We start from the raw sequence: 24,834 nt of genomic DNA, 5'->3' as shown, positions 1-24,834 counted from the left end.
GATGAGCGAACGATTTCGTGATGTATCACCGGAAGATGCTGAACTTCAGCCCATTATCGAGGGGTTGTTTGGTGAATATGCCGCCCGCTACGGGGACTACTTCTCTAAAGACGCGGAAGTGGAGCTCACCGAGTGGTATTTAGCGCCGCAGGGGTTGTTTATCGTCCTGGAGCGCGACGGGAAGATTATCGCCACCGGCGCGTACAAACCGTTCGACGAACGCACCGCGGAAATCAAACGCATCTGGACGGACAAAACCCTGCGTCAGCAGGGGCTTGCCGGGCGCGTGGTGCAGGAGCTGGAGCGCAGGGCGGTGCTGGCAGGGTACAGTCAGATCTACCTGACAACCGGCTTTCGTCAGCCGGAGGCGGTCAGGCTCTATCTTAGCCAGGGCTATCAGCCGCAGTTCGATCTGAACCGCGATCCGGAAGAGTACAGCCAGCCGCCGTTTGACGGTCGGCTGCGTTTCACCAAAACGCTGGTACGTGAAGCGTTCAGTAAAACCGCATGAGGAACGACGATGAGCAACGTTGAAACCATTAAGGTGGTCCCGGCGCGTTATCCGCTGCGGGCCGTCGGCGCCGCGGTGGCGCTGTTTGTCCTGGCGGTCGTGATTCAGTCCGTGGCCTTTAACCCGCGCTGGGAGTGGGCGGTGTTCGCCCGCTGGTTCTTCGACCCGGTGATCCTCGAAGGTGTCGGACAGACCCTGCTGCTGACGCTGATCGGCACCGCGCTGAGCGTGGTGTTTGGCGGCATGCTGGCCCTGGCGAGACTCTCTTCATCCTGGCTGCTGAGCAGCCTGGCGTGGGCGTACATCTGGCTGTTTCGGTCGCTGCCGCTGATTGTGGTGCTGATCATTCTGTACAACTTTTCCTATCTCTACGACACGCTCTCGCTCGGCGTGCCGTTCACCGGCATTACCTGGGGCAGCTTTGAAACCATCAACGTGCTGGGACAATTTTCTACCGCCGTGGTGGGGCTAACCCTGGTGCAGAGCGCCTATACCGCTGAGATCATTCGCGGGGGCTTCCTCGGGGTCGATCACGGGCAGTATGAGGCCGCCGCCGCGCTCGGCCTGCCGGCCTGGCGTCGCACGGTGCGCATCATTTTGCCTCAGGCGCTGCGCACCATTCTGCCGTCGGGGTTCAATGAAATCATCAGCCTCGCGAAGGGCACGGCGATGGTGTACGTCCTGGCGATGCCGGAACTGTTCTATACCATCCAGATGATCTACAACCGCACGCAGGAGGTGATCCCGCTGCTGATGGTCGGTGCCGCCTGGTACCTGGCGATCACCACCGTCCTGTCCGCTATCCAGTACGGTGTTGAACGCGCACTTGCCCGCAGCGAACGCCGCTCTGCCGTTAATCAGAACCGTGCCGCCCGTCGTACCCGTTCTGTCACCACCACGCCAGCACAGGAGCCTATCCATGCAAGCCTCTCCTGAAGGACATATTTCGATTACCGGCGTCAGCAAATTTTTTGGCCGCCATAAGGCGCTCGACAACGTTTCGCTTGAGATCCCGCCCGGGTCCGTGACGGTCATTCTCGGGCCGTCCGGGTCAGGCAAATCAACCTTGCTGCGCACCATTAATCACCTGGAGCGCGTCGATGAAGGCTTTATTCAGATCGACGGGGATTACATTGGCTACCGTCGTCAGGGAGACAGGCTCTACGAGCTGAAGGAGAAGGAGATCCTCAAACAGCGCGTCAACGTGGGCTATGTGTTTCAGAACTTCAATCTCTTTCCGCATCTCACGGTGCTGGAAAACCTGATTGAGGCGCCCATCGCGCATAAAAAGCTCAGCAAAAAAGAGGCGGTAGAAAGGGCGTACAGCCTGCTGGACGTGGTCGGGCTGCGGGATAAAGCCGATGCCTGGTCGCGGCATCTCTCCGGCGGGCAACAGCAGCGTATTGCCATTGCCCGTGCGCTGGCGTTACGTCCTCGCGTGATGCTGTTTGATGAACCCACCTCGGCGCTGGATCCGGAGCTGGTAGGGGAAGTGCTGGACGTAATCAAAAAACTGGCCCGGTCCGGGACTACGCTGGTGGTGGTCACTCACGAGATCGGCTTTGCCCGGGAAGTGGCGGATCAGGTGGTGTTTATGGTCGACGGAAAAATTGTCGAGCAGGGAAGCAGTGACGAGGTATTAAACCGTCCGTCACATGCGCGAACGCGCCAGTTCCTGTCAAAAGTGCTGTAAGGAGCGCAGATGAAATATGGACTTCTGGCGGGGCTGGTCTTCACGACGGTGAGCCACGCCAGCATTGATTTGAAAGCTAACGAACAGCCGCTGCCGGTGACGGTGGATCGGCAGGCCGTGGCGAAGATCCCCGCCGGTTACAAATTCGTGGAGCCGGGTACGCTGACGGTCGCCGTCTCAATGCTGAACTCCCCGCCGCTGGCGCTGCTGGCCAGCGATAACCGTACGCGCATTGGCAGCGACCCGGATATCGCCCGCCTGCTGGCGGGCAGCCTGGGGCTGAAGCTGAAGCTGGTGCCGACGGCGTGGGAAGACTGGCCGCTGGGGATCGCCTCCGGGCGCTACGACGTGGCGCTGGTGAACATTGCGGTGACCGAACAGCGTAAAGAGAAGTTTGATTTTGCGACCTACCGCGTCGACTCGCTGGCGTTTTCGGTGAAATCCACCAGTGAGATCCAGTCAATCAAAAGCGCGGAAGATCTGGCCGGGAAAAGGGTGATTGTCGGCTCCGGTACGAATCAGGAACGCATTCTGCTGGGCTGGAACGAAGAGAACAAAAAGGCGGGGCGCGAGCCTGCGCTGCCGGTTTATCTCCACGATGATGCTTCGGGCAATCTCTATATCCAGTCCGGCAGGGCGGATGTGTTCTTTGGCCCTCAGTCGGTTTCAGCCTATAAAGCGGCACTCACAGGTAAAACCCGCGTGGTCGGTTTAGGGCCGAAAAAAGCCTATGTCGCGACCACGACCAAAAAAGGCAATGAGCTGGTGTACGCGTTACAGGCGGCGCTGGACGGCGCGATCAAGCGGGGAGATTACCAGAAGGTGCTGGCGCGCTGGGGCGAGCAGGGGGAAGCGGTGGCACAGTCGGAGGTCAACCCGCCTGGGATAACCTACTAATGGTGCTCTACACTTAGGATTTTCACTCCTGAGGGGGCAACATGATTAAACTCTATGGCGTACCCGGCTGGGGCTCGGCGATCGGTGAAGTGATGCTGACCCTGGCTGATATCCCTTATCAATTTATCAACGTGGACGGGTTTGACCAGCCCGGCCCGCAGCGTGAGCTCCTGCAAAAGCTCAACCCGCTGTGTCAGGTGCCCACGCTGGAGCTGGAAAATGGCTCCATCATGACCGAAACGGCGGCGATTGCCCTGATGGTGCTCGACAGATGTCCCGACCTTGCTCCGCCCGTGGGGCAGGCCGAACGCCAGCAGTTTCAGCGTCTGCTGATCTGGTTTGTGGCCAACGTCTATCCAACATTTACGTATGCAGACTATCCCGAACGCTGGGTGCCGGATGCGCCGGAACAGCTGCAGAAAAACTGCATCGCATACCGGAAATCCCTCTATTTGTGGTTCGAAAGTCAGCTTAAGGCCGCCCCGTTTGCGCTGGGGGAAAGGCTGACGCTGCTGGATGTGTATATTGCGGTAGCGCGCACCTGGGGGCCCCGTCACGCCTGGTTTGCCGAGAACACCCCTAAATTCACGGCGATTGCGGACGCCGTATGTCAGCGACCGGAACTGCACAAGGTGTTAAAGGCAAACAATATTATCTGATAACGTGGAACCCTCATTCACAACCGGAAGCCTGTACATGCCACACGTAGATATCAAATGTTTTCCCCGTGATTTGAACGACGAACAAAAAGCTGCCCTGGCGGCGGATATTGCCGACGTGATTATTCGCCATTTCAACAGCAAAGACAGTTCCGTGTCGGTGGCGTTGAACCAGATCGCGCCTGAAGACTGGAAGGCGCAGGTCTGGGATACCGAAATTGGACCGAAGCTGGAGGAGCTTATTAAGAAGCCCGGGTATTCGATGTAAGATCTTTGCCGGGGAGCGAATAAGTCCTTCCCGGCTTGTTTTCCCGTTTTCGCAAAAATCGATAAAAATGCGTTTTGTCTTATCCGCTACACTTAACGTTTCTGGCTGACATATTATTAATCCTTAGGAAAGATCTTCAACAGAATCAATTAAGGACAGACACGTTAAAGGATAATTTTCTGATGACAAAATTACCCCGTTTTTCATTCGCCTTTCTTCATCCCCGTTACTGGCTAAGCTGGGCCGGCATTGCCGCGCTGTGGCTCATCATGCTGCTCCCTTATCCGCTTCTGTTCAGAATCGGTCATGGCCTTGGTCGACTGGCGATGCGCTTGCTTCCCCGCCGCGTCGAAATTGCCCGCCGCAACCTGGAGCTTTGTTTCCCGGAGATGAAAAAGGCGGAGCGAGAGTCATTGCTGCAGCGTAATTTTGAATCGGTAGGAATGGGGGTGATCGAGACCGGGATGGCATGGTTCTGGCCCGAGTGGCGGGTGAAGAAATACTTTACCGTGCAGGGTTATGAGCACATGGAAAAGGCCAGGGCGCAAGGAAAGGGCGTGGTGCTGGTGGGGATGCATTTTCTGACGCTTGAGCTGGGCGCGCGGATATTTGGCATGCTTAACCCCGGTATCGGGGTGTATCGTCCTAATAATAATGCCCTACTGGACTGGCTTCAGACGCGCGGGCGCCTGCGTTCCAATAAAACCATGCTCGATCGTCATGATTTAAAGGGCATGATCCGCTCGCTGAAGCAAAATGAAATTTTGTGGTACGCTCCGGACCATGACTATGGCAAAACCAATAGCGTATTTGTGCCGTTCTTTGCGGTGCCGGATGCCGCGACGACCGCTGGAAGCTATATGCTGGTCAAAAGCGCTAAGCCTGCCGTCATTCCCTTTGTGCCGCGCCGTAAGGCGGATGGCACCGGTTACGAGCTGATCATTCTGGAAGATATCAGCGAGGCGTTGCAGGGCGGCGATAAAGAAGCCGTGGCGACGCAGATGAACAGGGCGATTGAACACGCTGTACGGATGGCGCCAGAACAGTATATGTGGCTGCACCGGCGCTTCAAAACGCGTCCCGAAGGTGTACCTGATCGGTATGACCGCCGCAAGAGCGTGGCCCCACGGGGTGATATTCTCTCCGCCAGCGATTTTTCTGACCGATCAGGCATACAGCACTAAAGCCTCAGCGATGCCCTCACCCTGCGGTGAGGGCATGACCGTCGCTACAGCGCGGATCGGCGGTACGGCGCATAGTCCGCCTGCCACCACGTCTTCTCGATACGCGCCATCAACGTCTCATCATCTATCGCCGGTGCCACGCCCTGTTCAATCGCAGCCCGGGCGACGGCGACGGCAATCTGGCGTGAGACCGTTTCAATCTGATCTACCGGCGGCAGCAATCCACCTTTTTCCGTGGTGACCAGAGGAGACTGCGCGGCCAGGCTGCGGCTAGCTGCCATCAGCATCTCTTCCGTGACCCGGCGCGCGTTACAGGCCAGAACGCCCAGCCCCAGACCAGGGAAGATATAGGCGTTGTTACACTGGGCAATCTCGTAGTGTGCATTCTCCCAGAATACCGGCGCGAACGGGCTGCCGGTGGCCACCAGCGCGGCTCCCTGGGTCCAGGCGATAAGATCCTGAGGCTGGGCCTCCGCCCGCGACGTCGGGTTTGAGAGCGGCATGATAATCGGACGCGGGCAGTGGCGATGCATCTCTTTGACAATCTCTTCACTGAACAGCCCGGGCTGGCCTGAAACGCCGATCATCACCGTAGGATGCGCGTTCTTCACCACGTCCAGCAGGGAAATATTCTTCGCGTCTACCTGCCAGCGGCTTACGGCGTCGCGCGCGGTAAGCAGGTTTTTCTGGAAATCGAGCAGGTTGGTCATGTCGTCGGTCAGCAGGCCGAAGCGATCGACCATGAAGATCCGGCTGCGCGCTTCGGACTCGCTCAGGCCGTCATCCACCATCAGCGCCACAATTTTTTCAGCGATCCCGCATCCGGCAGAACCACTGCCCAGGAAGACAACGCGCTGATCGCGAATGCGGGTGCCTGCCGCATGGGCCGCCGCCATCAGCGTACCTGCGGTGACCGCTGCCGTGCCCTGGATATCATCATTGAAGCAGCACAGCTGGTCGCGGTAGCGCTGGAGCAGGCGAGTTGCGTTTTTCTGCGCAAAGTCTTCAAACTGCAGGAGAACATTGGGCCAGCGTGCTTTCACGGTGCTGACAAACATATCCATAAACTCAGCGTATTGGTCGTCGCTGATGCGCGGATGACGCCAGCCCATGTACATCGGGTCGTCGAGGTGTTGCTGATTATTGGTGCCGACATCCAGCATAATCGGGAGGGTAGAGGCCGGATGGATCCCCCCGCAGGCGGTATACAGCGACAGCTTACCAATCGGGATGCCCATACCGCCGATACCCTGATCGCCAAGCCCTAAAATACGTTCCCCGTCCGTCACCACAATCACGCGAACGTCGTTGCGTGAAAAACTTTGCAGCATCTCATCAATACGATGACGGTTAGGCCATGAAATAAACAAGCCGCGCGCGCGGCGATAAATCGTAGAGAAATGCTCGCAGGCTTCACCGACCGTCGGGGTATAGATAATCGGTAACGTCTCTTTCAGATGCGAACGCAAGAGATTGTAAAAGAGAGTTTCATTGGTGTCCTGAATATTTCGCAGATAAACATGACGCGAGATATCGCTTTTAAAATGACAGAACTGTACCCAAGCGCGCTCGGTTTGTTCTTCAATGGTTTCAACGTTGTGCGGCAATAACCCATGCAGATTAAAATTATCACGCTCTTCTTTAATAAAAGCGAGTCCTTTATTTAATAGCGGATTCTCCAGCAATACGGCCCCATTGTAAGGGGTGTACAGAACTTCTTTCCGGGACATGGTTAACTCCTGAATTTTTTATATAAAACAGATTAAGAGATGAAATAGATCATAATGCCTTCGGTCACGACCCCGACGGCAGTACCAATTAATATGGAAGAGGATGCGGTATCAATATAGGTGTCGCTGCGTAAAGCAAACATCCCCGCGGCAATAGCGGAAGGCGTTGCGCCAATAATTACGACCTGCTGCAGTAAGGTATGACTCAGGCCAAAGGCGATCCCTGCGGCGGCCATCATTGCCGGCTGAATCAGGTTTTTAATACTGATATTGGTAAATGTCTGCACGTTCAGTTTTGGACGTTCACCGTAAAACAGCAGGCCGAGGGCAAACAGGGAGAGTCCGCCTGAAACCTTGCCAACCATCTCAATAGGCATGCTGAGAATGGAAGGGATTTGCACACCGGCGAGACTGAGCAAGACGCCGGAGACCGGGATCCAGACGATAGGGTTTCGAGCCGCTTTGATGAGGTTTTGCACGATCATCGCCCCCGGGTGCAGCGCCTCCAGGCCATCATGACCATTTTTATCACCCATACGAATCAGGACGATAGTCAGAGGGATCATGATAACGCTGGTGATAATGTTACCTATCAGCACACCGATAAATCCTTCCGGCCCAATCAATACCGCCAGGACCGGCGCGCCAAAGTAGGCCATATCAGGAAAGGCGCAAACCAGAGACTGAATGGCGCTGGTTTTGATATCGTGGCGAAAAACATAGCGTGAAATAAACAGCGTCAGTAAATACGACCCCATTAAACCGACAACCAGGACGGCCATAAAGGTCAGGTTTTTAATTTTATTGGGATCGGTATGCAATGCACCAATGAAAAGATGAAAAGGAAGGGCGAAACGAATCACCACGGTTGCCATGACGTTTGCATCTTCACGCCGGGAATATCCCAGCTTTCCACTTAGCCATCCAAGTAACATAATAAAGACGAGCGGAAACAGTGACTGTAATAGTAATGAAGGCATAGTATTTCCTGTAGGGTATTTTATGTGTTTTATTGCAGCGCTAATCTAGCGCTTAGATAGCAGGGCAGGAGTGACAAGTGTCACACTCTCTCTGGTTTTATTAATTTCAAAAAGATTGCATTAGTTGGATAAGTAATGCTTGCGTTAAAAATTGATAAGACGCAAGAATGCGACATGAGTTGCCATAAATAACTTTAGTTACTTAACGCTGAATTAAGTTATTTAAAGGCAAAGAGCCGAATTGTTCACATTTCTCCCTGCAGGCCCGTGATAATTTCACCCTGAGCCTGTTTTTAGAAAAGGCCATCTAAATCATTATTTATATTTAAGAACATTTTTTCGTATCAGGAATAGTTTCAGTTATTCCTTTCTCTGTATATCCGAACACAATTTTCAGGTGATTATATGAAAGATAATCCTGTACCGACTTCTGAGCTGTCTACCTCGCGTTTTGCCTTTGGGCTCAACAATACCGAGGTGGGCACGGTCCCGCTGATGCTGTTCGTCGGGATTGCCGCGATTGTGGCGACATCCGCCTGGGCAGGGCTGCTGCCAAAAAATATGATAGGTGGCCTCGCGGTGATCATGACCCTCGGTTTCGCGTTTGCGAAAGTAGGGCGTCAAATCCCGGTGTTGAAAGATATCGGCGGCCCGGCGATCCTGTGCCTGATGGTGCCCTCCGTGCTGGTCTATTTTGGTGTATTCGGGAAACATACCCTTGATACCGTGCATCTGCTGATGAAAGAGGCGAACCTTCTCTATTTCGTGATTGCCTGCCTGGTGGTCGGCAGTATTCTGGGGATGAACCGGGTGCTGCTGATCCAGGGGATGATGCGCATGTTTGTTCCGCTGGTGGCGGGAACATGCATGGCCGTGCTGAGCGGCCTCATTGTGGGTTCACTGTTTGGTTATACGCCTTACCATACCTTCTTCTTCATCATTGTGCCCATCATTGGCGGTGGAATTGGCGAGGGCATTTTGCCGCTGTCCCTGGCCTATTCGGCAATACTGGGGCAGACGCCGGACGTCTACGTTGCACAGCTGGCACCCGCTGCGGTCGTCGGGAATATCTTCGCCATTATTTGTGCGGGCTCGCTGGCGCGTCTTGGCGCGAAACGTCCTGCGCTTTCGGGAAATGGCATGCTCACGCGGAGTAAAGACGACGCCAGCCTGTTTGCCGGGGCGCAAAGCACACAGCAGACGGATTTTCATCTGATGGGCGGCGGGTTACTGATGGTGTGCGCGTTTTTCATCGTCGGCGGATTGTTTGAAAAACTGGTCCACATTCCCGGCCCGGTGCTGATGATCCTGATTGCTGTTCTGTGTAAATACTTCAGGGTGATCCCGGCCTCAATGGAGCAGGGCGCGCACAGTTGCTATAAATTCGTCTCGGCTGCTCTGGTCTGGCCGCTGATGATCGGCCTCGGGATGTTATACGTACCGCTTGAGAGCGTGGTGTCGGTCTTCTCGGTGGGATACGTGGTGGTATGCGGTTCGGTTGTGATTGCGATGGCGCTGAGCGGCTACTTTATCGCGTCGCGTCTGAATATGTATCCTGTGGAAGCGGCCATTGTGACCTGCTGCCACAGCGGGCTGGGCGGAACGGGGGACGTGGCCATTTTGTCCGCGTCTAACCGGATGTCGCTCATGCCGTTCGCGCAGATCGCCACCCGCATCGGCGGTGCGTCGACGGTGATTTTCGCCACGCTGCTGATGGGCTGGATTATGGCGCACTGATTCGAAACGTCAGGATACTGAATCGCAACGACATTTTCAGGATGTCGCTGCGGTTCAGTCCTTTATAAATATCACCGTACTGTATAGAATTACCGCATCCACAGCGACGGGATACCACATGATGACCGGAAGAGTTGATTATCAGATTGAAAAATATCTCCTTACCGAAGCCGCCGAGCCGGAGCGCCTGACGCGCCAGTGGGCGGAGGTGATGGAAGAGTGTCGTGAGCAAAAGTCCGGGGCAGAGGAGCGGTTGCGTCTCGCGTTGCTTAATGTGGATTACGTCACCAGCTTCGAGCTGCCCTTCAGGCTACTTCTCACCCGTGCGCCCCAGTTAATAGACGTTGTCAGAAAAGAGCTTCAGCTCAGTCAGAAAAATGTTCTGTTTAACGGCAAGCGCTTTGGCTGCGTCTATAGCCTGAAAAGGGATCTCGATGGAATACCTGACGAGTTTACCTATCAACTGAAAACGCGGATCCAGCGCAGTGACGCGACAGGATGTAATGAAGTGCCTTACAGGCAAATTGCCCAGCAGGTCAAAGCCCCAAAGGAACGTCTCAAGCTGGCGCTGGAAAACGGCCTGTCTGTGACGGCACTCGACGGGCTTTTCTGGTTTGGCATTCAGCGCATCGCGGCTGATGTACAGAGGTTAAGGAAAATGGGCGTGAGAATTGTGACGTCGGAGACCGAAGTCTTTGATACGCTGACAAAGACCAGCCGACGGATCCCCGTATATAGCCTTGCTCGCCCGGAATGAGTATTCGCCGCTGAGCAGTCGACGCATCAAACATGACGGAAAATGGCGGCCAGTTTTTTTACAGCGTCTTCTATTTCCCTTTCCGTGTAAGCAGCAAATCCCATCAAAAAACCGGTGGACGCGGGGGGACCTGCATATAAATCGGTAAGCCCAAGTATATCAACACCCGCACGGCGGGCGGCGGTGGCTATCTCTTTCTCGGATATTCCGTGTTTCAGATGACAAGGCATTTGCATTCCCCCCGCAGGCGTTTCACAGGCAACATACTCAGAAAGATACGCATCCATCAGGCTTGCCAGCGCATCGCGACGAGCAACGTAAATACTCCTCATCTTACGAACATAGGCACCAAAATGGCCTCCCTCCAGAAATTTAGCCAGCGTCAGCTGGGTTATTGAGGCGGTGTGACCATCCATCAATGTCCTCGCCATGGTAAAGGGCTCTGTCAATTCTGAGGGAACGATCATGTAGGCAATACGCAGCCCGGGGAACAGAGACTTGGTGAACGTGCCGATATAAATTGTCCGGTTGTACGTATCAAGCCCCTGAAGACTGGCCATAGGCTTACCTTCGTAGTGAAACTCACTGTCATAGTCATCCTCAATGATCCAGGCCCCGTAACGGTTTGCCCATTTGACAACTGCCAGTCGTCGGTCAAGAGAGAGCGTCACCCCGGTAGGGTACTGATGAGAAGGCGTAAGGTAGATCGCCCTGGCTGGCTCGGTCAGAGAATTAAGACCGTCAACCGAGATGCCTTTTTCATCAAGAGGAACCGGAATGCAGCGAAGTCCTGCGGCGTTGAACGCTTTGTGTGCCCCTTGATAGGAGGGGTCTTCAATGACAATGCCGTCTCCGGCATCCATCAGCACGTGGGAACAGAGCGCAAGCGCCTGTTGAGAACTTGTCAGAACAATGATCTGTTCTGCCCTCGCACGCGTTCCGCGCTCCAGGTTGACATATTCCGCAATGGCCCGTCGCAGGTGCTCTATACCCTGTGGTGGACTTTGCTCTAATGCCTGATGCTGAAACTCCTTCAGGACCTGTCGCTGAAGACGCTCCCAGGTTGAAATGGGAAACATGCGGGTTTCAGGAATGCCGGGCGCAAGGGGACGAGGGGAGGAAAATTCGCGGATCCCGCCGCTTTCATAAACGATCTTACCTCGGACGCTGAGTTTTGCTTTTCGTATCTCAGCGGTTGGCTGATGCTGTCGAGGGCGGGGTTTTAAAAAGCGCGCGCTGGAAGAGACGAAGCTCCCTCTGCCTGTTTGTCTCTCAATAAACCCTTCGGCATGCAGGCTGGAGTAGGCCGCTTCTATGGTATCCCGGGAAACGCTGAGAGAAGCCGCCAGAGCGCGTGAAGCAGGAAGGGCCTTACCGTGAGATAATACCCCTTCCAGTATCAGCGTCCGTATTGCTCTCTGGATCCTTTCATGAAGCGGTAGCGATCCGTTAGCGGGGTCGATAATCCATGCCTTAACCGTTTCAAGCTGCGTGTGCTTAAACATGACGTTGTCCACTTTTCCTCTGTGCCTCTTGATTCTAAAGCAATACTGCATGCAGCAGGATGAAAAATTGGTCTGCTTTGATGGCAAGAATTGGCGGGGCAAAACGTGCCATTCAGCGAATACACTCTTCCTGAAACGAATAAACGGGTGAGAGAAGAGGCAATATGAACAATACGATCGTGACAATTAAGGCAGTTAAAGAACGTGATTTTGAAAGCTGGATGCCACTATGGGGAAAATATCAGGCGTTTTACAACGTCGATCTGTCCGGGGCGATTACAGAACGAACCTGGCAACGATTTTTCAGCCCCGTTGAGCCGCTATTCTGCGTGGTGGCACGATGTAATGGAGAAATAGTGGGTTTTGCGCATTATCTCTTTCACCGTTCGACCTGGGCTGAGAGCGATTACTGCTACCTCGAAGATTTATATGTCTGCGAAGCTGTCAGGGGCAAACATATTGGCAAACAGTTAATAGAATATGTTCAGAGAGAAGCCAGAAAACATCATGCCAGTCATCTTTACTGGCATACGCATGAAGCCAACTATCGCGGGCAACGATTGTATGACTGGATTGCGAAAAAAAGTGGAATGATTGAATATCGTATGCAGGTAAGGTAAATCCCTTTGCTGACGATATGCCCCTTACATCATTAAGGGGCTTTAACCCGATATGCTCTTATGATTTAGCCTGTAAAAGTATCGCCATCAGCCCCGGAAAGCGGGCATCCAGATCCTCTCTGCGCAATGAAATCATGTTTTCTCGTCCCTGCGGACGCTGCCAGATCACGCCGCTGTCGCGCAATACGCGCCAGTGATGGGTCATCGTAGACTTCACCACATCTTCCGGGCGCAGCGCGTTACAGCTGAGTTCGCTGCCATCGGCCAGCCGGCGAATTATCGACAGCCGGAGCGGGTTGCCGAGGGCAAACAGCACATTTTCCAGCAGTATTTGTTCAGTTTCAGGGTGGTTTGGGATCATCGTTTTCCTGCGTATGGCGTCAGATTGAGCTATATCAACAATAGGTCAACCGTTAAAAAATAGTTCGATAATACTCGTACAATAGGACTATTATAGCAAACGAACGAATGCACGACCATCCTGGTCGTCACAGACAAGTCATAAGACTTAAGGAAATATCATGCCCCGACCCATCCCTCTCGAACGTTATCGCAACATCGGTATCTCCGCGCATATCGATGCCGGTAAAACCACCACCACTGAGCGCATCCTGTTTTATACCGGGATGAGCCACAAGCTGGGTGAAGTACACGATGGCGCGGCAACCACTGACTGGATGGCGCAGGAGCAAGAGCGCGGGATCACGATTACCTCCGCGGCGGTCAGCTGCTTCTGGCCGGGTATGGACAGAGGATATGAGCCGCACCGGATTAACATCATCGACACCCCGGGGCACGTGGATTTCACCATTGAAGTGGAACGTTCCATGCGCGTACTCGACGGTGCCGTGATGGTGTATGACTCCGTGGGCGGCGTGCAGCCGCAGTCAGAAACCGTCTGGCGTCAGGCCAATAAATATCACGTTCCGCGACTGGCCTTCGTCAACAAAATGGACCGTCCGGGTGCCGATTTCTTCCGCGTCGTGCGGATGATGCAGGAACGCCTGAAGGCCAATCCGGTGCCGATTGTCATCCCGGTGGGTGCTGAAGATCACTTCACCGGCGTGGTGGATCTCATCAAGATGCGCACCATTCTGTGGGACGATGCGACGCAGGGCATGGTGTTTACCTATGCGCCCGTGCCGGATGATTTAGTCAGCACCGCCCAGGAATGGCGGGAAAAAATGGTCTCTGCGGCGGCGGAAGCCAGCGATGAACTGATGGATAAGTACCTGGAGACGGGCGACCTGACGGAAGCGGAAATCATCAAAGGGCTGCGTATTCGCACCATCTCGGGCGAAATCCAGCCGATGCTGTGCGGCAGCGCGTTCAAGAATAAAGGCGTACAGCGCATGCTCGATGCGGTTATTGAGCTCATGCCGTCGCCGCTGGACGTGCCGGCCATTGATGGCGTGGATGAAAAAGGGCAGCATGCGGAGCGTCATCCGAGCGATGATGAGCCGTTTTCGGCCCTGGCGTTCAAGCTGATGAGCGACCCGTATGTCGGGCAGCTGACCTTTATCCGCGTGTACTCTGGCGTGCTGCGCAAAGGCGACGCGGTGTACAACCCGGTGAAAGGGAAGAAAGAGCGTATCGGACGTATTGTGCTGATGCATGCCAACGATCGCCACGAGGTGGACGAACTGCGCGCCGGGGATATCGCGGCCTGTGTCGGGCTGAAAGACGTGACCACCGGCGACACGCTCACCGATCCGAACGCCGTCATTACGCTTGAGCGCATGGAGTTCCCGGATCCGGTGATCTCGCTGGCGATTGAGCCGAAAACCAAAGGCGATCAGGAGAAAATGGGGATCGCGCTGCAGCGTCTGGCAGCGGAAGACCCGTCTTTCCGCCTGCATACTGACGAAGAGTCCGGCCAGACCATCATCTCCGGGATGGGTGAGCTACACCTCGAGATTATCGTCGATCGCATGAAACGTGAGTTTGGCGTCGAGGCAAATATCGGTCGTCCGCAGGTGACCTACCGTGAAACCCTGCGTAAAACGGTGAAGGATATCGAAGGCAAATTTGTCCGTCAGTCCGGCGGTAAAGGCCAGTACGGTCATGTGGTGCTGAGCCTGGAGCCGCTGGAGCCCGGAAGTGGTTTTAAATTTGAAGATGCCACTAAGGGCGGCGTGGTGCCGCGCGAGTATATCCCGTCCGTTGAGAAAGGGCTGCGGGAAGCAATGAACAGCGGGGTGCTGGCGGGCTATCCGGTCGTCGATGTCAAAGCGACGCTGACGTTTGGCTCGTATCACGATGTCGACTCCTCGGAGATGGCCTTCCGCATGGCGGCGATCCTCGGTTTCAAAGAGGGCGCCCGCAGGGCGGATCCGGTGATCCTTGAGCCGATCATGCACGTGGAGGTGGAAACGCCGGAAGAGTACGCGGGTAACATTATGGGCGATCTCTCTTCCCGACGCGGCATGGTGCAGGGGATGGCGGAGCAGTACGGCAGCCAGATTATTCGTGCTGACGTGCCGCTGGCAGAGATGTTTGGCTATGCCACCACATTGCGTTCGATGTCCCAGGGACGCGCGACGTATACGATGGAGTTCCATCATTTTGCGGAAGCCCCGCGGAATGTTGCGGATGAGATTATTTCACGACGTGCGAAGTAGTTAATGAATTGCACACGGTAGCCGCTGGGTTACCGTGTGCTTTTGCCGCTGTAGCAGAGGGCTTTCATATCCGATTATTACTTGATCAGCGTGGCCGATCGAACTTTCCATTTCCCTTCTTCCTGAACGAGACAATCTGCTACAACGTGATCTTGTTTCTTACCAAATGCGAGATAGACGTTTGTGCAAACGGCATCAAAATCAGAGTGTAAGACGGTTATCTGATTCCAGTCTTCATCCCAGTCCTGCGATTTGATGAACATATCAGCATCGGGCATGTCTTTTTCGTTACTGTCGCCAGAGTACATTTCTTTAATCGCTGCAATGGTCCCTGAGGCAACATATTCATTCATGATGTCTGGTTTCAGCACCGGCGGTTTGTCCTGATTCAGCTGAGCGATATACCATTGATTGAATTTAAGTGCTGCCTGGTCTGGTGAAGAGATGCTATCTGCGACCGCGAAGGGAGACAGGGCTAAAAGAAAAAAGCAGAGTGTTTTCATTAGTCATGCCTGAACAGTTCGTAATGGGGCTGTATGTTTCGGTAAGCCTGTCCTGGATACAGAGTGCGTTGTACAAAATCACTTATCCATTGCTGACCATCGTATATGCAAACGTGCCCGCTATCGTGACCCACAATATTTTGGATAACGGCTACGTCACCGGCATGAGGTTGATCGTATACCAGGCGGAATCCAGCGTTGACCAATGTACGCCCCATATCTTTTGCCAGACGCGTATTGGGAATTTTTAATTTTCCCCCCGTTCTGATCGCTTCGGTGACGTAGCGAGCACAATAACCGGTGCTCTTCGGTTGGGCGTGTGATTTGGCATAGGAGATTGCGCCATCTTTATTCCATGACATTGATATTTCCTTAACGGGAGAGTGCTAATGCAGCAACTCCGGAAATATCCTCCGTTTTACAACGCAAGAGTAAACATAAAATGCCATAGAAATTTAATATAATTCAGCCATATATGATTTAAACAATCAATCCAGCGCCTTCACCATCTTCCCGCTCGCCACAAACGTCCCGGCCCCAAGATGATGCAGGGTATTGAGCTTATCCCCATCAAACTGCCAGCGTCCGGCGATAAACGCCCGTTCATCCGCTGCCGCTGAAACTACTTCGCCAAACAGGGTGTCGTATTTCTCTGCCGCGGAGGTCACGGGTAATAACCGGCATTCCATCCACGCCAGGCATTTCTCTTCAATGACCGGCAGGCCGAGCTCCGGGCCATTCACCACCGGGATCCCATAGCAGTTGAATTTGTCCTCATCGCGCCCGCTGACGCTGCCGACCGCGTAAGTCCAGTTGGCCGCCGCCACGCCGGGGATAACGATGCCAAATTTCCCGCTGCGTTCGATCAGCTCGCGTGACCAGGTACTTTTATCCACGACTATCGCGATGCGTGGCGGTTCAAACTCAACGGGCATTGACCATGCGGCGGCCATAACGTTACGTCTGTCCAGGCTTTCATCGCGGCTGGTGATCAGCACGGTAGGGCCGTGGTTCAGCAGACGGCTGGCATGACGTAATTCAACAGGGTGAAAGTGGCTCATAGGATCTCCTCATCTGTAACGATGAGTATGACGAAAAAGCACGTAAATCAAAGTGAGTGCGTAAAATTAGTTTATAAACAGAACATCACAATCAAAGGAAACTGATGTATGTCCCCATTCCTGACCGCCTACTTCGCTCGCATCGTCTGGACGCAACCGACACGGGTGGATATCGATACCCTGCGCGCGCTGCATTTACACCATAACTGTGCGATCCCTTTTGAGAATATTGACGTCGTGCTGCCGCGCGAAATCCAGCTTGACGATCGGTGTCTGGTCGACAAGCTGGTCACCGCCCGTCGCGGAGGATATTGCTTTGAGCAAAACGGCCTGTTTGAGCGGGTATTGCGTGAGGTCGGGTTCACGGTGCGCAGCCTGCTGGGACGGGTGGTATTAGCGAACCCGCCGCAAATGCCGCCGCGCACTCACCGCCTGCTGCTGGTTGAGCTTAACGGCGAGCGCTGGATTGCGGACGTGGGATTTGGCGGCCAGACGCTGACGGCGCCAATTCGTCTGCTCGCCAGTGAGGAACAGGAAACGCCGCACGGCCTGTATCGTCTGCTGAGCGAGGGTAACGACTGGGTGCTGCAGTTCCGTCACCACGAGCACTGGCAGTCGATGTACCATTTTGACCTGACGACACAGTATTTCAGTGATTACGTGATGGGGAATTTCTGGTCAGCGCACTGGCCGCAGTCGCACTTCCGCCATCATCTGCTGATGTGCCGCCATCTGCCGGACGGCGGCAAGCTGACGCTGACCAACTTTAACTTTACCCACTGGCAGAACGGTCATGTGGAGGAGCAGATCCATTTGTCGGATGCGGAGGCGCTGTATAAGCTGATGCAGGAGCGGTTTGGCCTGGGCGTTGACGACCCTAAGCACGGTTTTTCACTCGCAGAATTGACGGCGGTGATGGCGGGCTTTGATACACATCCTCAGGCCGGGAAATAATGCGCAAAGAGGTGGGCTGTAGGCCGGGTAAGGCGAAGCCGCCACCCGGCAACATCACGGCTGAGACGGGGTAGTAAACAACTCGAGCGTGATTAACTTATCCAGATGATTGTTGAACGCGACCTCATCCATTTCGGGCATGTTTAAGATATACATTCCGTCAAGACCACACACCAACCCAATCAAGCGCCAGGCAATATTTTCTGCCCGATCGCCCGGACGCAATGCCCCGGCCTCCGTTCCTGCTTTGATTAGCGCCACCGTTTCCTGATGCCACATCTCCATGGTCATCACATAGGCGCCCTTGATGTCGGCATCACGGCTGGCAAGGATCTGGGCTTCACGCCACAGGCGAATATAGGGCTCAAACCTCCCGTCATCGCTGCCGAGCATGGCATGAAGCTGCTCCCGCCAACCGGCCTGTTTACCCGCGACATCCGCATCCAGCAGCTCGCGAATCAACCGTACGAAGGCCAGCGATTTTAACTCCCCGCCGGAGGTAAAATGATGGTGAACCTGTCCGGTGGCGACTCCGGCTTCAGCCGCAACGCGGCGGACCGTCATTGCCGCCAGTCCTTCTGCCAGCGCCACGCGCATGGCGGCCTGTAAGATGGCTTCCCGCCGTTCATCCTTGCTCAGATATCGCATGTTTACTCACTCTCAATGGGAACGAAACGAGTGTAACAAAAAGCTGGACATGCGTTCAACTTTACGTAGGATCTCATCCTGGACATGTGTCCATGTTTTAAAAGAAAAGGAAATTTATGTTTCGTCAGTGGTTAGCGTTAGTGATTATCGTGCTGGTGTATATCCCGGTGGCGATCGACGCGACGGTGCTGCACGTGGCGGCGCCGACATTGAGCATGACGCTGGGTGCCAGCGGCAATGAATTGCTGTGGATCATCGATATTTACTCGCTGGTGATGGCGGGTATGGTGTTGCCTATGGGCGCCCTGGGTGACCGTATCGGTTTTAAACGGCTGTTGATGATTGGCAGTACGCTGTTTGGCCTGTCATCGCTGGCGGCAGCGTTTGCCCCGTCAGCAGGGTGGCTGATTGCGGCGCGCGCCTCGCTGGCAATTGGTGCGGCGATGATTATTCCGGCTACGCTGGCTGGGATCCGTACGCTGTTTATCGACGCGCGGGATCGTAATATTGCGCTCGGCGTCTGGGCGGCGGTCGGTTCCGGTGGGGCGGCGTTTGGCCCGTTGATTGGCGGTATGCTGCTTGAGCATTTTTACTGGGGATCGGTGTTTTTAATTAACGTGCCGATTGTGCTGGTGGTGGTTTCGCTGGCCGCGCGTTTTGTGCCTCCTCAGCACGGCCGCCCGGAGCAGCCGCTGAATATTAGCCATGCAATTATGCTGATTGTGGCGATTTTACTGCTGGTCTACAGTGCGAAAACCGCCCTGAAAGGCGCGCTGTCACCGTGGATAGTCGCGTCCGCGCTGATTACCGGCTCGGTACTGCTGTTTATCTTCGTGCGTATTCAGCTCCGCGCTCGCGTACCGATGATCGACATGCGTCTGTTCTGCCATCGCATCATTTTGAGCGGCGTGGTGATGGCGATGACCGCCATGATTGCCCTGGTCGGGTTTGAGCTGCTGATGGCCCAGGAGCTGCAGTTTGTTCATGGCTTTACGCCGTTTGAAGCGGGCATGTTCATGCTGCCGGTGATGGTCGCCAGCGGGTTCAGCGGGCCGATCGCGGGCGTGCTGGTCGGGCGTTTGGGGCTACGCATTGTCGCGGCCGGCGGAATGGGGCTCAGCGCCGTCAGCTTTATCGGGCTGTCGATGCTCGACTTCAGCACGCAGCAGTGGCAGGCGTGGGGGCTGATGGTGCTGCTCGGCTTCAGTGCCGCCAGCGCGCTGCTGGCCTCGACCTCGGCAATTATGGCGGCCGCGCCGAAGGAGAAAGCCGCCGCCGCGGGAGCAATTGAAACCATGTCCTATGAACTGGGCGCCGGGCTGGGGATCGCCATTTTTGGTCTGCTGTTGACCCGCAGCTTCTCGGCGTCGATTGACCTGCCGCAAGGGCTGAATGCCTCGCTCGTCGATAAAGCCTCGTCATCCATTGGTGAGGCGATGAAGGTGGCGCAGGATCTGACCCCGACGCTGGCGGAATCGGTGATTGAGGCGGCGAAAAGCGCGTTTATCACCTCGCACAGCGTGGCGCTGGGCAGCGCGGGCGGAATGCTGCTGCTGTTGGCAGTGGGGATCTGGTTCAGCCTGGCGAAGGTCAAACCGCAGTAAATTGCGAAGTAATACAGGGCGCGCGGTTGGCGCGGGCGGGGCAGATGGGCTATGTTTTTTACAGGATTATCTGACTCTTGCTGGAAAATATGAGCCTTCACCACAGCAGTGAACCGTCCCAACCGCTCTCCCGGTTAACCCTGCTTGCAGGGGGGGCGCTGGGCGTCGTTTTTGGTGATATCGGCACCAGCCCGCTTTATACCTTTCGGACGGTACTTTCGCTCTCTGAGCATGACCCTACGCCCGGCGTCATACTGGGCCTGCTCTCGCTGATTACCTGGACACTCATCCTGGTGACATCCATAAAATATGCCGCCTTCGCCATGCGAATTGATAATCATGGCGAGGGGGGCATCATGGCATTAATGTCGCTTCTGGTGGAGAAAGGCAAAGGCGGGCGCTGGGTCATTTTTGCCGCCCTGATTGGCGCAGCGTTGATTTACGGTGACGGCGCGATCACCCCGGCCATCTCCGTGCTTTCCGCCCTTGAAGGACTGGAGATGGTGATCCCTGAGTCCCAGCCGTACATCTTACCCCTCACGGTTGCGGTGTTGCTGGCGCTCTTCCTGATCCAGCCTTTTGGTACCGCCCGCATAGGGAAGATATTTGGCCCGGTGATGGCACTGTGGTTCCTGGCGATTGCGGCCCTGGGCGTGCGGGGGATCGTTCAGCACCCCTCGGTACTGTTGGCCCTTAATCCTGCTTACGGCATCGCGTTTTTGTTTTCGAACGGGTATACCAGTTTCCTGGTCCTGGGGGGCGTTTTTCTCTGCGTGACGGGGGCCGAGGCCCTGTATGCAGACATGGGGCATTTTGGTAAAAAGCCGATCTGGCTTGCCTGGTACGGTATCGTCTTTCCTTCGCTGCTGCTCAACTATGCTGGCCAGTCAGCGCTGATTCTGGCCGGTGCCGACAGCAAGCAAAACCTTTTCTACACGCTCTGTCCGCCTGTTCTCCAGGTTCCGCTCATCATACTTGCCGCGCTGGCGACGATCATTGCCAGTCAGGCGATTATTACCGGCGCGTTTTCCATGACGCGCCAGGCCATTCAGCTTGGCTGGTTACCCCGGTTACGCATCAAACAGACGGCGGCAGAAAGCTACGGTCAGATTTATATCGGGATAATAAACTGGCTGCTGATGGTGGTGACCATCGGGCTGGTGGTGTTCTTTAAATCCTCCGATAAGCTTGCCGCGGCGTACGGCATCGCCGTGTCGTTAACCATGCTGATGACCACGGGGCTGTTGTTTGTGGCGATGCGGGAAGTGTGGTGCTGGAGCCGGGTCAGCAGCGCGCTTATTGCCCTCTGTTTCCTGGTGATTGATGCCACCTTCTTGTTTGCCAATCTAATTAAAGTCCTGGAGGGCGGCTATATCCCGCTGCTGATGGCCGCAGCCATTTGTACGGTGATGCTAATCTGGCACCGCGGCGTTAAGGCGGTCTCCGCATCGGTGGGCGAGAAGGGCGTCAGCGTGGATGCGTTCTTTGCCCAGCTTCAGCAAAAGACGGTGCCCAGAGTGGTAGGCTCTGCCGTGTTTTTGACCCGTACACAGAACAATATCCCACCGGTCATGCGCTGGCATGTCGCGCGAAACCGGGCGCTACAGCAGGATGTGTTGTCGCTGACCATTGATATACTCAATGTGCCCTATGTGGGGGAAGAGCAGCGTATCAGGGTGGAACAGCGCGCGCCGGGCTACTGGCACGGCGTGGCGCAATATGGCTTTATGGAACACCCGGACATTCCGCGTTTGTTGCAGGGGGTCAGCGAGATTAACGCGCTTTTTGCCACGGATGATGCCACCTGGTATGTCGGGCATGAAACCATTGTGGCAGGCGAAGGCGGGGCCGGTATGGCGGCCTGGCAACGGCACATTTTTGCCTTCATGAAGCGCAACTGCACGCACGTCATCAACCACTACCACCTTCCCAGCGATCGGGTGGTTGAAATCAGCCGGCGCGTTGCCGTCTAGCGTCGCGCGAAAGCAGGGGGCTGCTTTCGCGCCGTTCTAGCTCTCCTGGGCCGCGGACAGGACGCTGTGCAACAGCACGTTCGCCCCTTTCTCCGACCACTCCGGCAGGATCCTTTCCGCTTCGTTATGGCTGACGCCCTTCACGCAGGGGATAAAGATCATGCTGGCGGGCGCAATTTTGCTCACATAGCAGGCGTCGTGTCCCGCACCGGAGACCATCGGTTTCGACGAATAGCCCAGTTCCGCCACGGCCTTCTCCGTACGAGCGAGGCATTCGGCATCAAACGCGATGGGCGCGTAGTCAAAAATGCGCTCAACGAGAGCCGACACGCCGCGCAGGCTCAGGCTTTCAGCCACCTTATGCAGCGCCGCTTCCATGGCTTCCAGAGCCTGCTGCGCCGGATGGCGAAACTCCACGCTGCATTCCACACGAGACGGCACGACGTTGCGCGAGTTTGGCGTAACCTTCGCCATACCGATCGTCGCGCGTCCGTCCGGCGCATGCCGATAGCCAATCTCTTCCACTTTCAATGCAAGCTCAGCGAAGGCGGTCAGCGCGTCACGGCGGCTGTGCATCGGCGTGGTGCCGGCATGGGCGGCAAACCCGTCCAGCGCCAGGGTAAACCAGCGCTGGCCCATTGCCGCGCGGACTGAGCCGATATCGATGGCCTCATCTTCCAGGATCGGGCCCTGTTCGATGTGCAGTTCGTAGCAGGCGTGAACAGGAAACTCGCGGGCAGGGGTTTCACCCCGGTAGCCAATGTTATCCAGCGCTTCACCCACGGTGATGCCATCGTTATCCGCGCGGGCATGGGCGTACGCTTTGCTAAACTGCCCCGTCCAGACCCCTGAAGCGAGCATGGCTGGCGCGAAGCGCGCGCCTTCTTCGTTGGTCCAGTTAACCAGCACGATGTCACGCTCCGTCTCAACGTGATGGTCATTGAGGGTACGCAGCAGCTCAAGCCCGGCCAGCACGCCGTAAACCCCGTCGTAGTTCCCGCCCAGCGGCTGGGTATCCACGTGCGAACCGGTCAGGACCGGGGGAAGCTGCGGGTTTTTCCCCGCGCGGCGGATAAACATGTTGCCCATGCTGTCGACATCGCAGGTAAAACCGGCGTCCAGCGCCCAGTCGCGCAGCAGGTTACGCGCAACACGATCTTCCTCGCTCAATGCCAGACGGGTCACGCCACCGGCGGGCGTGCCGCCGATCTGCGCCATCATCTCAAGCGTTGACCACAGCCGTTCGGCGTTGACGCGGATCATGTCTTGTCCTTGCTGCTGCGGTAGCGGAAATCACAGCACGCACCGCCCTGCATAATGGTGGTGGTGCGGGTTAGCTCAACGTCCGGCGCATAGCCAACGATGAATTTTTCATCCCGCGCGCAGGAGAGCAGATGACCAATCTCGCCCAGCCCCATTTCATGATACATCTCCGCGTAGCGACAGCGGGTCACGTTGTAGTTGTACTGCTGGTCGTCGGCGTCGATCACCTTCACCTCCAGCGCGTTATCTTTCTCCCACAGATACTGCAGGGCGATAAAGCTCTTGATGTTCGCGCCGTTGGGTTCTTTGCTGGCAAATGCTTTACCAGCGTCAATCGCGGCCTGCTCAATGGCCTCGCCAATCACCGCCTGGGCGCGGGCTTTCCCTATCTCGCGCACCAGGATTTCATAAATTGGCTTAATAATTTCTGCTTCAATTTTGCGGCGGGCGAGAATGCCCAGCTCGTTATTATCACTCATCACATTGCCTCGCTGCGTTACTTCGCTTTTGCGCCGCCCAGCACGGTCTGCGGCTGCCATTTGCCGTCGACCACCTTGTAGACCGTGAACGACGGCGATTTCAGGTTGCCCTCTTTATCAAACGCGATCTGTCCGGTGACGCCGGAATAGCTGATGGCGCGCAGGGCAGGCAGATACGCGGAAGGCTCAACGGAGTCTGCTTTTTCCATTGCCGCAACCAGCACGCGGGTGGCGTCATAGGCGAACGGGGCGTGCAGTTCGATATGGGTGTGGTAGCGGGACTGGTACGCCTGTTCGAATGCCTTTCCACCCGGCATCTGGTCAACGGGCAGACCCGGCTCCAGCGCCACAACGCCTTCGCCTTCTTTCTGCGCCAGCTTGAGGAACGTCTGGCTGACGAATCCGCCTGCGCCCATCAGCGTGGCATTCATGCCCAGCTGTTTGATGCGACGCGCCAGCGGTGCGGCCTGGCTGTCGACGCCGCCGAAGAAGATCAGATCGGCGTTTTTACTGCGGATGGCGGTCAGTACGGCGCTGAAGTCCACCGTTTTGTCATCCACGTACTGACGATCGACAATTTTCACGCCCTGGGCTTCAAGCGATTTAATAAATTGGTCTGCAAGCCCCTGACCAAATGCGGTACGGTCGTCGATCACCGCAATGCGTTTGGCTTTCAGGGTATTCACCGCGTACTGACCGGCGAGCTGGCCGCCGTCATCGTCGTGTCCCATCACGCGGAAGCTGGTATCAAAACCTTGTTGCGTATAGGCGTGACCGGTCGCGACCGGTGCGACCTGGGCGATGCCCGCATCGTGATAGACACGTGCGGCAGGAATGCTGGTACCGGTGTTCCAGTGACCGACGACGCCCGCCACGCCGCTATCCACCAGACGCTGCGCGACGGCCACGGCGGTGCGCGGGTCGGACTGATCGTCTTCGGACTGCAGTTTGAAGGTCACCGCTTTGCCGCCGATGGTCGGGTGCTGCTTGTTAATGTCGTCAATGGCCAGCTGCGCGCCGTTCTCCAGATCTTTACCGATACGGGCAGACGGGCCGGTGAGCGGGCCCGCGAGACCGATAATCACGGTTTCACTGTCAGCGGCCCACGTCGCCGTCGAGGCAAAGCTGCCGAGGAGGATAGCGGCGCTGAGCGCACTGATTTTTACTGTTTTCATTGTATTTCCCTG

The 24,834-nt window shown here is 55.8% G+C and carries 25 protein-coding genes; 14 read left to right on the top strand and 11 right to left on the bottom strand.

The window, feature by feature from the left end; translation table 11 throughout:
- The first annotated feature begins 1 nt into the window (after position 1).
- The 7 genes from ACMGG5_RS18430 to ACMGG5_RS18400 all read left to right on the top strand — a co-directional run bounded on the left by ACMGG5_RS18430 (position 2) and on the right by ACMGG5_RS18400 (position 5,212).
- Positions 2-511, top strand: coding sequence for a GNAT family N-acetyltransferase (locus ACMGG5_RS18430; RefSeq protein WP_008501765.1), 510 nt, complete (start codon positions 2-4; stop codon positions 509-511).
- 9 nt (positions 512-520) lie between these two features.
- Positions 521-1,447 carry an amino acid ABC transporter permease gene (locus ACMGG5_RS18425; RefSeq protein WP_023327573.1) on the top strand — a complete coding sequence of 309 codons (927 nt, stop codon included), beginning with the start codon at positions 521-523 and terminating at the stop codon, positions 1,445-1,447.
- Positions 1,431-2,204 carry an amino acid ABC transporter ATP-binding protein gene (locus ACMGG5_RS18420; protein WP_024909602.1) on the top strand — a complete coding sequence of 258 codons (774 nt, stop codon included), beginning with the start codon at positions 1,431-1,433 and terminating at the stop codon, positions 2,202-2,204. The genes ACMGG5_RS18425 and ACMGG5_RS18420 overlap by 17 nt, the downstream gene beginning before the upstream one ends.
- Positions 2,205-2,213: 9 nt before the next feature.
- Positions 2,214-3,101: an ABC transporter substrate-binding protein gene (locus ACMGG5_RS18415; protein WP_248271943.1), complete on the top strand. Its 888-nt coding sequence runs from the start codon at positions 2,214-2,216 to the stop codon at positions 3,099-3,101.
- A gap of 41 nt (positions 3,102-3,142) precedes the next feature.
- Entirely contained in the window at positions 3,143-3,760 is a 618-nt protein-coding gene (locus tag ACMGG5_RS18410; RefSeq protein ID WP_248271944.1) for a glutathione S-transferase family protein, read from the top strand.
- A 37-nt stretch (positions 3,761-3,797) separates the two neighbouring features.
- Entirely contained in the window at positions 3,798-4,028 is a 231-nt protein-coding gene (gene pptA / locus ACMGG5_RS18405) for a tautomerase PptA (RefSeq protein ID WP_248164776.1), read from the top strand.
- A 182-nt stretch (positions 4,029-4,210) separates the two neighbouring features.
- A complete protein-coding gene (locus ACMGG5_RS18400; protein ID WP_407820422.1) occupies positions 4,211-5,212 on the top strand; it encodes a Kdo(2)-lipid IV(A) acyltransferase in 1,002 nt (333 codons plus the stop codon).
- A gap of 44 nt (positions 5,213-5,256) precedes the next feature.
- On the opposite strand, the gene ACMGG5_RS18395 is transcribed toward ACMGG5_RS18400, so the two are convergent.
- Both ACMGG5_RS18395 and ACMGG5_RS18390 read right to left on the bottom strand, forming a co-directional pair.
- Complete coding sequence (locus ACMGG5_RS18395) at positions 5,257-6,942, bottom strand: NAD-dependent malic enzyme (RefSeq protein WP_420278322.1); 1,686 nt, start codon at positions 6,940-6,942, stop codon at positions 5,257-5,259.
- A 32-nt stretch (positions 6,943-6,974) separates the two neighbouring features.
- Complete coding sequence (locus tag ACMGG5_RS18390) at positions 6,975-7,922, bottom strand: AEC family transporter (RefSeq protein ID WP_024909596.1); 948 nt, start codon at positions 7,920-7,922, stop codon at positions 6,975-6,977.
- A 405-nt stretch (positions 7,923-8,327) separates the two neighbouring features.
- Between ACMGG5_RS18390 and ACMGG5_RS18385 the strand changes: the two genes are divergently transcribed.
- Positions 8,328-9,659: a 2-hydroxycarboxylate transporter family protein gene (locus ACMGG5_RS18385; RefSeq protein WP_033145663.1), complete on the top strand. Its 1,332-nt coding sequence runs from the start codon at positions 8,328-8,330 to the stop codon at positions 9,657-9,659.
- Between the two features lie 121 nt (positions 9,660-9,780).
- Positions 9,781-10,416: a helix-turn-helix domain-containing protein gene (locus tag ACMGG5_RS18380; protein ID WP_024909594.1), complete on the top strand. Its 636-nt coding sequence runs from the start codon at positions 9,781-9,783 to the stop codon at positions 10,414-10,416.
- A gap of 26 nt (positions 10,417-10,442) precedes the next feature.
- On the opposite strand, the gene ACMGG5_RS18375 is transcribed toward ACMGG5_RS18380, so the two are convergent.
- Positions 10,443-11,921 (bottom strand): PLP-dependent aminotransferase family protein, encoded by a 1,479-nt coding sequence (locus ACMGG5_RS18375; RefSeq protein ID WP_420278321.1) that lies wholly within the window; start codon positions 11,919-11,921, stop codon positions 10,443-10,445.
- 164 nt (positions 11,922-12,085) lie between these two features.
- Here ACMGG5_RS18375 and ACMGG5_RS18370 point away from each other — a divergent pair, with 164 nt between their 5' ends.
- Complete coding sequence (locus ACMGG5_RS18370; RefSeq protein ID WP_420278320.1) at positions 12,086-12,541, top strand: GNAT family N-acetyltransferase; 456 nt, start codon at positions 12,086-12,088, stop codon at positions 12,539-12,541.
- Positions 12,542-12,599: 58 nt separating this feature from the next.
- On the opposite strand, the gene ACMGG5_RS18365 is transcribed toward ACMGG5_RS18370, so the two are convergent.
- Positions 12,600-12,902: an ArsR/SmtB family transcription factor gene (locus ACMGG5_RS18365; protein ID WP_024909591.1), complete on the bottom strand. Its 303-nt coding sequence runs from the start codon at positions 12,900-12,902 to the stop codon at positions 12,600-12,602.
- 160 nt (positions 12,903-13,062) lie between these two features.
- On the opposite strand from ACMGG5_RS18365, the gene fusA reads away from it, so the two are divergent.
- The gene (fusA, locus tag ACMGG5_RS18360) at positions 13,063-15,162 is read left to right on the top strand and encodes an elongation factor G (RefSeq protein ID WP_039262847.1); all 2,100 of its coding nucleotides are present in this window, start codon (positions 13,063-13,065) and stop codon (positions 15,160-15,162) included.
- A 77-nt stretch (positions 15,163-15,239) separates the two neighbouring features.
- Here fusA and ACMGG5_RS18355 read toward each other — a convergent pair whose 3' ends face one another.
- From ACMGG5_RS18355 to ACMGG5_RS18345, 3 genes are all read right to left on the bottom strand, one after another.
- Positions 15,240-15,665 carry a DUF3828 domain-containing protein gene (locus tag ACMGG5_RS18355; RefSeq protein WP_061715058.1) on the bottom strand — a complete coding sequence of 142 codons (426 nt, stop codon included), beginning with the start codon at positions 15,663-15,665 and terminating at the stop codon, positions 15,240-15,242.
- Positions 15,665-16,027, bottom strand: a complete 363-nt coding sequence (locus ACMGG5_RS18350) for a hypothetical protein (protein ID WP_024909588.1) — start codon at positions 16,025-16,027, stop codon at positions 15,665-15,667. The genes ACMGG5_RS18355 and ACMGG5_RS18350 overlap by 1 nt, the downstream gene beginning before the upstream one ends.
- Positions 16,028-16,153: 126 nt before the next feature.
- Positions 16,154-16,726, bottom strand: a complete 573-nt coding sequence (locus ACMGG5_RS18345; protein ID WP_024909587.1) for a flavin reductase family protein — start codon at positions 16,724-16,726, stop codon at positions 16,154-16,156.
- Between the two features lie 108 nt (positions 16,727-16,834).
- Between ACMGG5_RS18345 and nhoA the strand changes: the two genes are divergently transcribed.
- A complete protein-coding gene (gene nhoA / locus ACMGG5_RS18340) occupies positions 16,835-17,680 on the top strand; it encodes an N-hydroxyarylamine O-acetyltransferase (RefSeq protein WP_420278319.1) in 846 nt (281 codons plus the stop codon).
- Positions 17,681-17,734: 54 nt separating this feature from the next.
- Here nhoA and ACMGG5_RS18335 read toward each other — a convergent pair whose 3' ends face one another.
- Complete coding sequence (locus ACMGG5_RS18335; protein WP_048992025.1) at positions 17,735-18,328, bottom strand: TetR family transcriptional regulator; 594 nt, start codon at positions 18,326-18,328, stop codon at positions 17,735-17,737.
- A 116-nt stretch (positions 18,329-18,444) separates the two neighbouring features.
- On the opposite strand from ACMGG5_RS18335, the gene ACMGG5_RS18330 reads away from it, so the two are divergent.
- Both ACMGG5_RS18330 and ACMGG5_RS18325 read left to right on the top strand, forming a co-directional pair.
- Positions 18,445-19,932: an MFS transporter gene (locus tag ACMGG5_RS18330; RefSeq protein ID WP_090416811.1), complete on the top strand. Its 1,488-nt coding sequence runs from the start codon at positions 18,445-18,447 to the stop codon at positions 19,930-19,932.
- Between the two features lie 89 nt (positions 19,933-20,021).
- On the top strand, positions 20,022-21,905 hold the full coding sequence (locus ACMGG5_RS18325; RefSeq protein WP_090418165.1) for a potassium transporter Kup: 1,884 nt from the start codon (positions 20,022-20,024) through the stop codon (positions 21,903-21,905).
- A gap of 36 nt (positions 21,906-21,941) precedes the next feature.
- Here ACMGG5_RS18325 and ACMGG5_RS18320 read toward each other — a convergent pair whose 3' ends face one another.
- From ACMGG5_RS18320 to ACMGG5_RS18310, 3 genes are read right to left on the bottom strand one after another with little or no spacing between them, the layout of a single operon-like run.
- On the bottom strand, positions 21,942-23,168 hold the full coding sequence (locus ACMGG5_RS18320) for a Zn-dependent hydrolase (protein ID WP_420278318.1): 1,227 nt from the start codon (positions 23,166-23,168) through the stop codon (positions 21,942-21,944).
- On the bottom strand, positions 23,165-23,647 hold the full coding sequence (locus ACMGG5_RS18315; RefSeq protein ID WP_090416815.1) for an L-2-amino-thiazoline-4-carboxylic acid hydrolase: 483 nt from the start codon (positions 23,645-23,647) through the stop codon (positions 23,165-23,167). Before ACMGG5_RS18315 ends, ACMGG5_RS18320 begins: the two co-directional genes overlap by 4 nt.
- Positions 23,648-23,664: 17 nt before the next feature.
- The gene (locus tag ACMGG5_RS18310) at positions 23,665-24,822 is read right to left on the bottom strand and encodes a branched-chain amino acid ABC transporter substrate-binding protein (RefSeq protein WP_090416817.1); all 1,158 of its coding nucleotides are present in this window, start codon (positions 24,820-24,822) and stop codon (positions 23,665-23,667) included.
- Positions 24,823-24,834 lie beyond the last annotated feature (12 nt).

The sequence above is a fragment of the Enterobacter sp. BNK-34 genome (assembly GCF_048684445.1).
Classification (GTDB): Bacteria; Pseudomonadota; Gammaproteobacteria; order Enterobacterales; family Enterobacteriaceae; genus Enterobacter; species Enterobacter pseudoroggenkampii.
The sequence above is the reverse complement of the archived record's forward strand: the minus strand, read 5'-3'. Positions and strand labels throughout refer to the sequence as shown.

Bases quoted from the DNA above. Each gene is read 5' to 3' on its own strand.
- ACMGG5_RS18430 (WP_008501765.1), top strand. From the start codon at position 2: ATGAGCGAACGATTTCGTGATGTATCACCGGAAGATGCTGAACTTCAG.
- ACMGG5_RS18425 (WP_023327573.1), top strand. From the start codon at position 521: ATGAGCAACGTTGAAACCATTAAGGTGGTCCCGGCGCGTTATCCGCTG.
- ACMGG5_RS18420 (WP_024909602.1), top strand. From the start codon at position 1,431: ATGCAAGCCTCTCCTGAAGGACATATTTCGATTACCGGCGTCAGCAAA.
- ACMGG5_RS18415 (WP_248271943.1), top strand. From the start codon at position 2,214: ATGAAATATGGACTTCTGGCGGGGCTGGTCTTCACGACGGTGAGCCAC.
- ACMGG5_RS18410 (WP_248271944.1), top strand. From the start codon at position 3,143: ATGATTAAACTCTATGGCGTACCCGGCTGGGGCTCGGCGATCGGTGAA.
- pptA (WP_248164776.1), top strand. From the start codon at position 3,798: ATGCCACACGTAGATATCAAATGTTTTCCCCGTGATTTGAACGACGAA.
- ACMGG5_RS18400 (WP_407820422.1), top strand. From the start codon at position 4,211: ATGACAAAATTACCCCGTTTTTCATTCGCCTTTCTTCATCCCCGTTAC.
- ACMGG5_RS18395 (WP_420278322.1), bottom strand. From the start codon at position 6,942: ATGTCCCGGAAAGAAGTTCTGTACACCCCTTACAATGGGGCCGTATTG.
- ACMGG5_RS18390 (WP_024909596.1), bottom strand. From the start codon at position 7,922: ATGCCTTCATTACTATTACAGTCACTGTTTCCGCTCGTCTTTATTATG.
- ACMGG5_RS18385 (WP_033145663.1), top strand. From the start codon at position 8,328: ATGAAAGATAATCCTGTACCGACTTCTGAGCTGTCTACCTCGCGTTTT.
- ACMGG5_RS18380 (WP_024909594.1), top strand. From the start codon at position 9,781: ATGACCGGAAGAGTTGATTATCAGATTGAAAAATATCTCCTTACCGAA.
- ACMGG5_RS18375 (WP_420278321.1), bottom strand. From the start codon at position 11,921: ATGTTTAAGCACACGCAGCTTGAAACGGTTAAGGCATGGATTATCGAC.
- ACMGG5_RS18370 (WP_420278320.1), top strand. From the start codon at position 12,086: ATGAACAATACGATCGTGACAATTAAGGCAGTTAAAGAACGTGATTTT.
- ACMGG5_RS18365 (WP_024909591.1), bottom strand. From the start codon at position 12,902: ATGATCCCAAACCACCCTGAAACTGAACAAATACTGCTGGAAAATGTG.
- fusA (WP_039262847.1), top strand. From the start codon at position 13,063: ATGCCCCGACCCATCCCTCTCGAACGTTATCGCAACATCGGTATCTCC.
- ACMGG5_RS18355 (WP_061715058.1), bottom strand. From the start codon at position 15,665: ATGAAAACACTCTGCTTTTTTCTTTTAGCCCTGTCTCCCTTCGCGGTC.
- ACMGG5_RS18350 (WP_024909588.1), bottom strand. From the start codon at position 16,027: ATGTCATGGAATAAAGATGGCGCAATCTCCTATGCCAAATCACACGCC.
- ACMGG5_RS18345 (WP_024909587.1), bottom strand. From the start codon at position 16,726: ATGAGCCACTTTCACCCTGTTGAATTACGTCATGCCAGCCGTCTGCTG.
- nhoA (WP_420278319.1), top strand. From the start codon at position 16,835: ATGTCCCCATTCCTGACCGCCTACTTCGCTCGCATCGTCTGGACGCAA.
- ACMGG5_RS18335 (WP_048992025.1), bottom strand. From the start codon at position 18,328: ATGCGATATCTGAGCAAGGATGAACGGCGGGAAGCCATCTTACAGGCC.
- ACMGG5_RS18330 (WP_090416811.1), top strand. From the start codon at position 18,445: ATGTTTCGTCAGTGGTTAGCGTTAGTGATTATCGTGCTGGTGTATATC.
- ACMGG5_RS18325 (WP_090418165.1), top strand. From the start codon at position 20,022: ATGAGCCTTCACCACAGCAGTGAACCGTCCCAACCGCTCTCCCGGTTA.
- ACMGG5_RS18320 (WP_420278318.1), bottom strand. From the start codon at position 23,168: ATGATCCGCGTCAACGCCGAACGGCTGTGGTCAACGCTTGAGATGATG.
- ACMGG5_RS18315 (WP_090416815.1), bottom strand. From the start codon at position 23,647: ATGAGTGATAATAACGAGCTGGGCATTCTCGCCCGCCGCAAAATTGAA.
- ACMGG5_RS18310 (WP_090416817.1), bottom strand. From the start codon at position 24,822: ATGAAAACAGTAAAAATCAGTGCGCTCAGCGCCGCTATCCTCCTCGGC.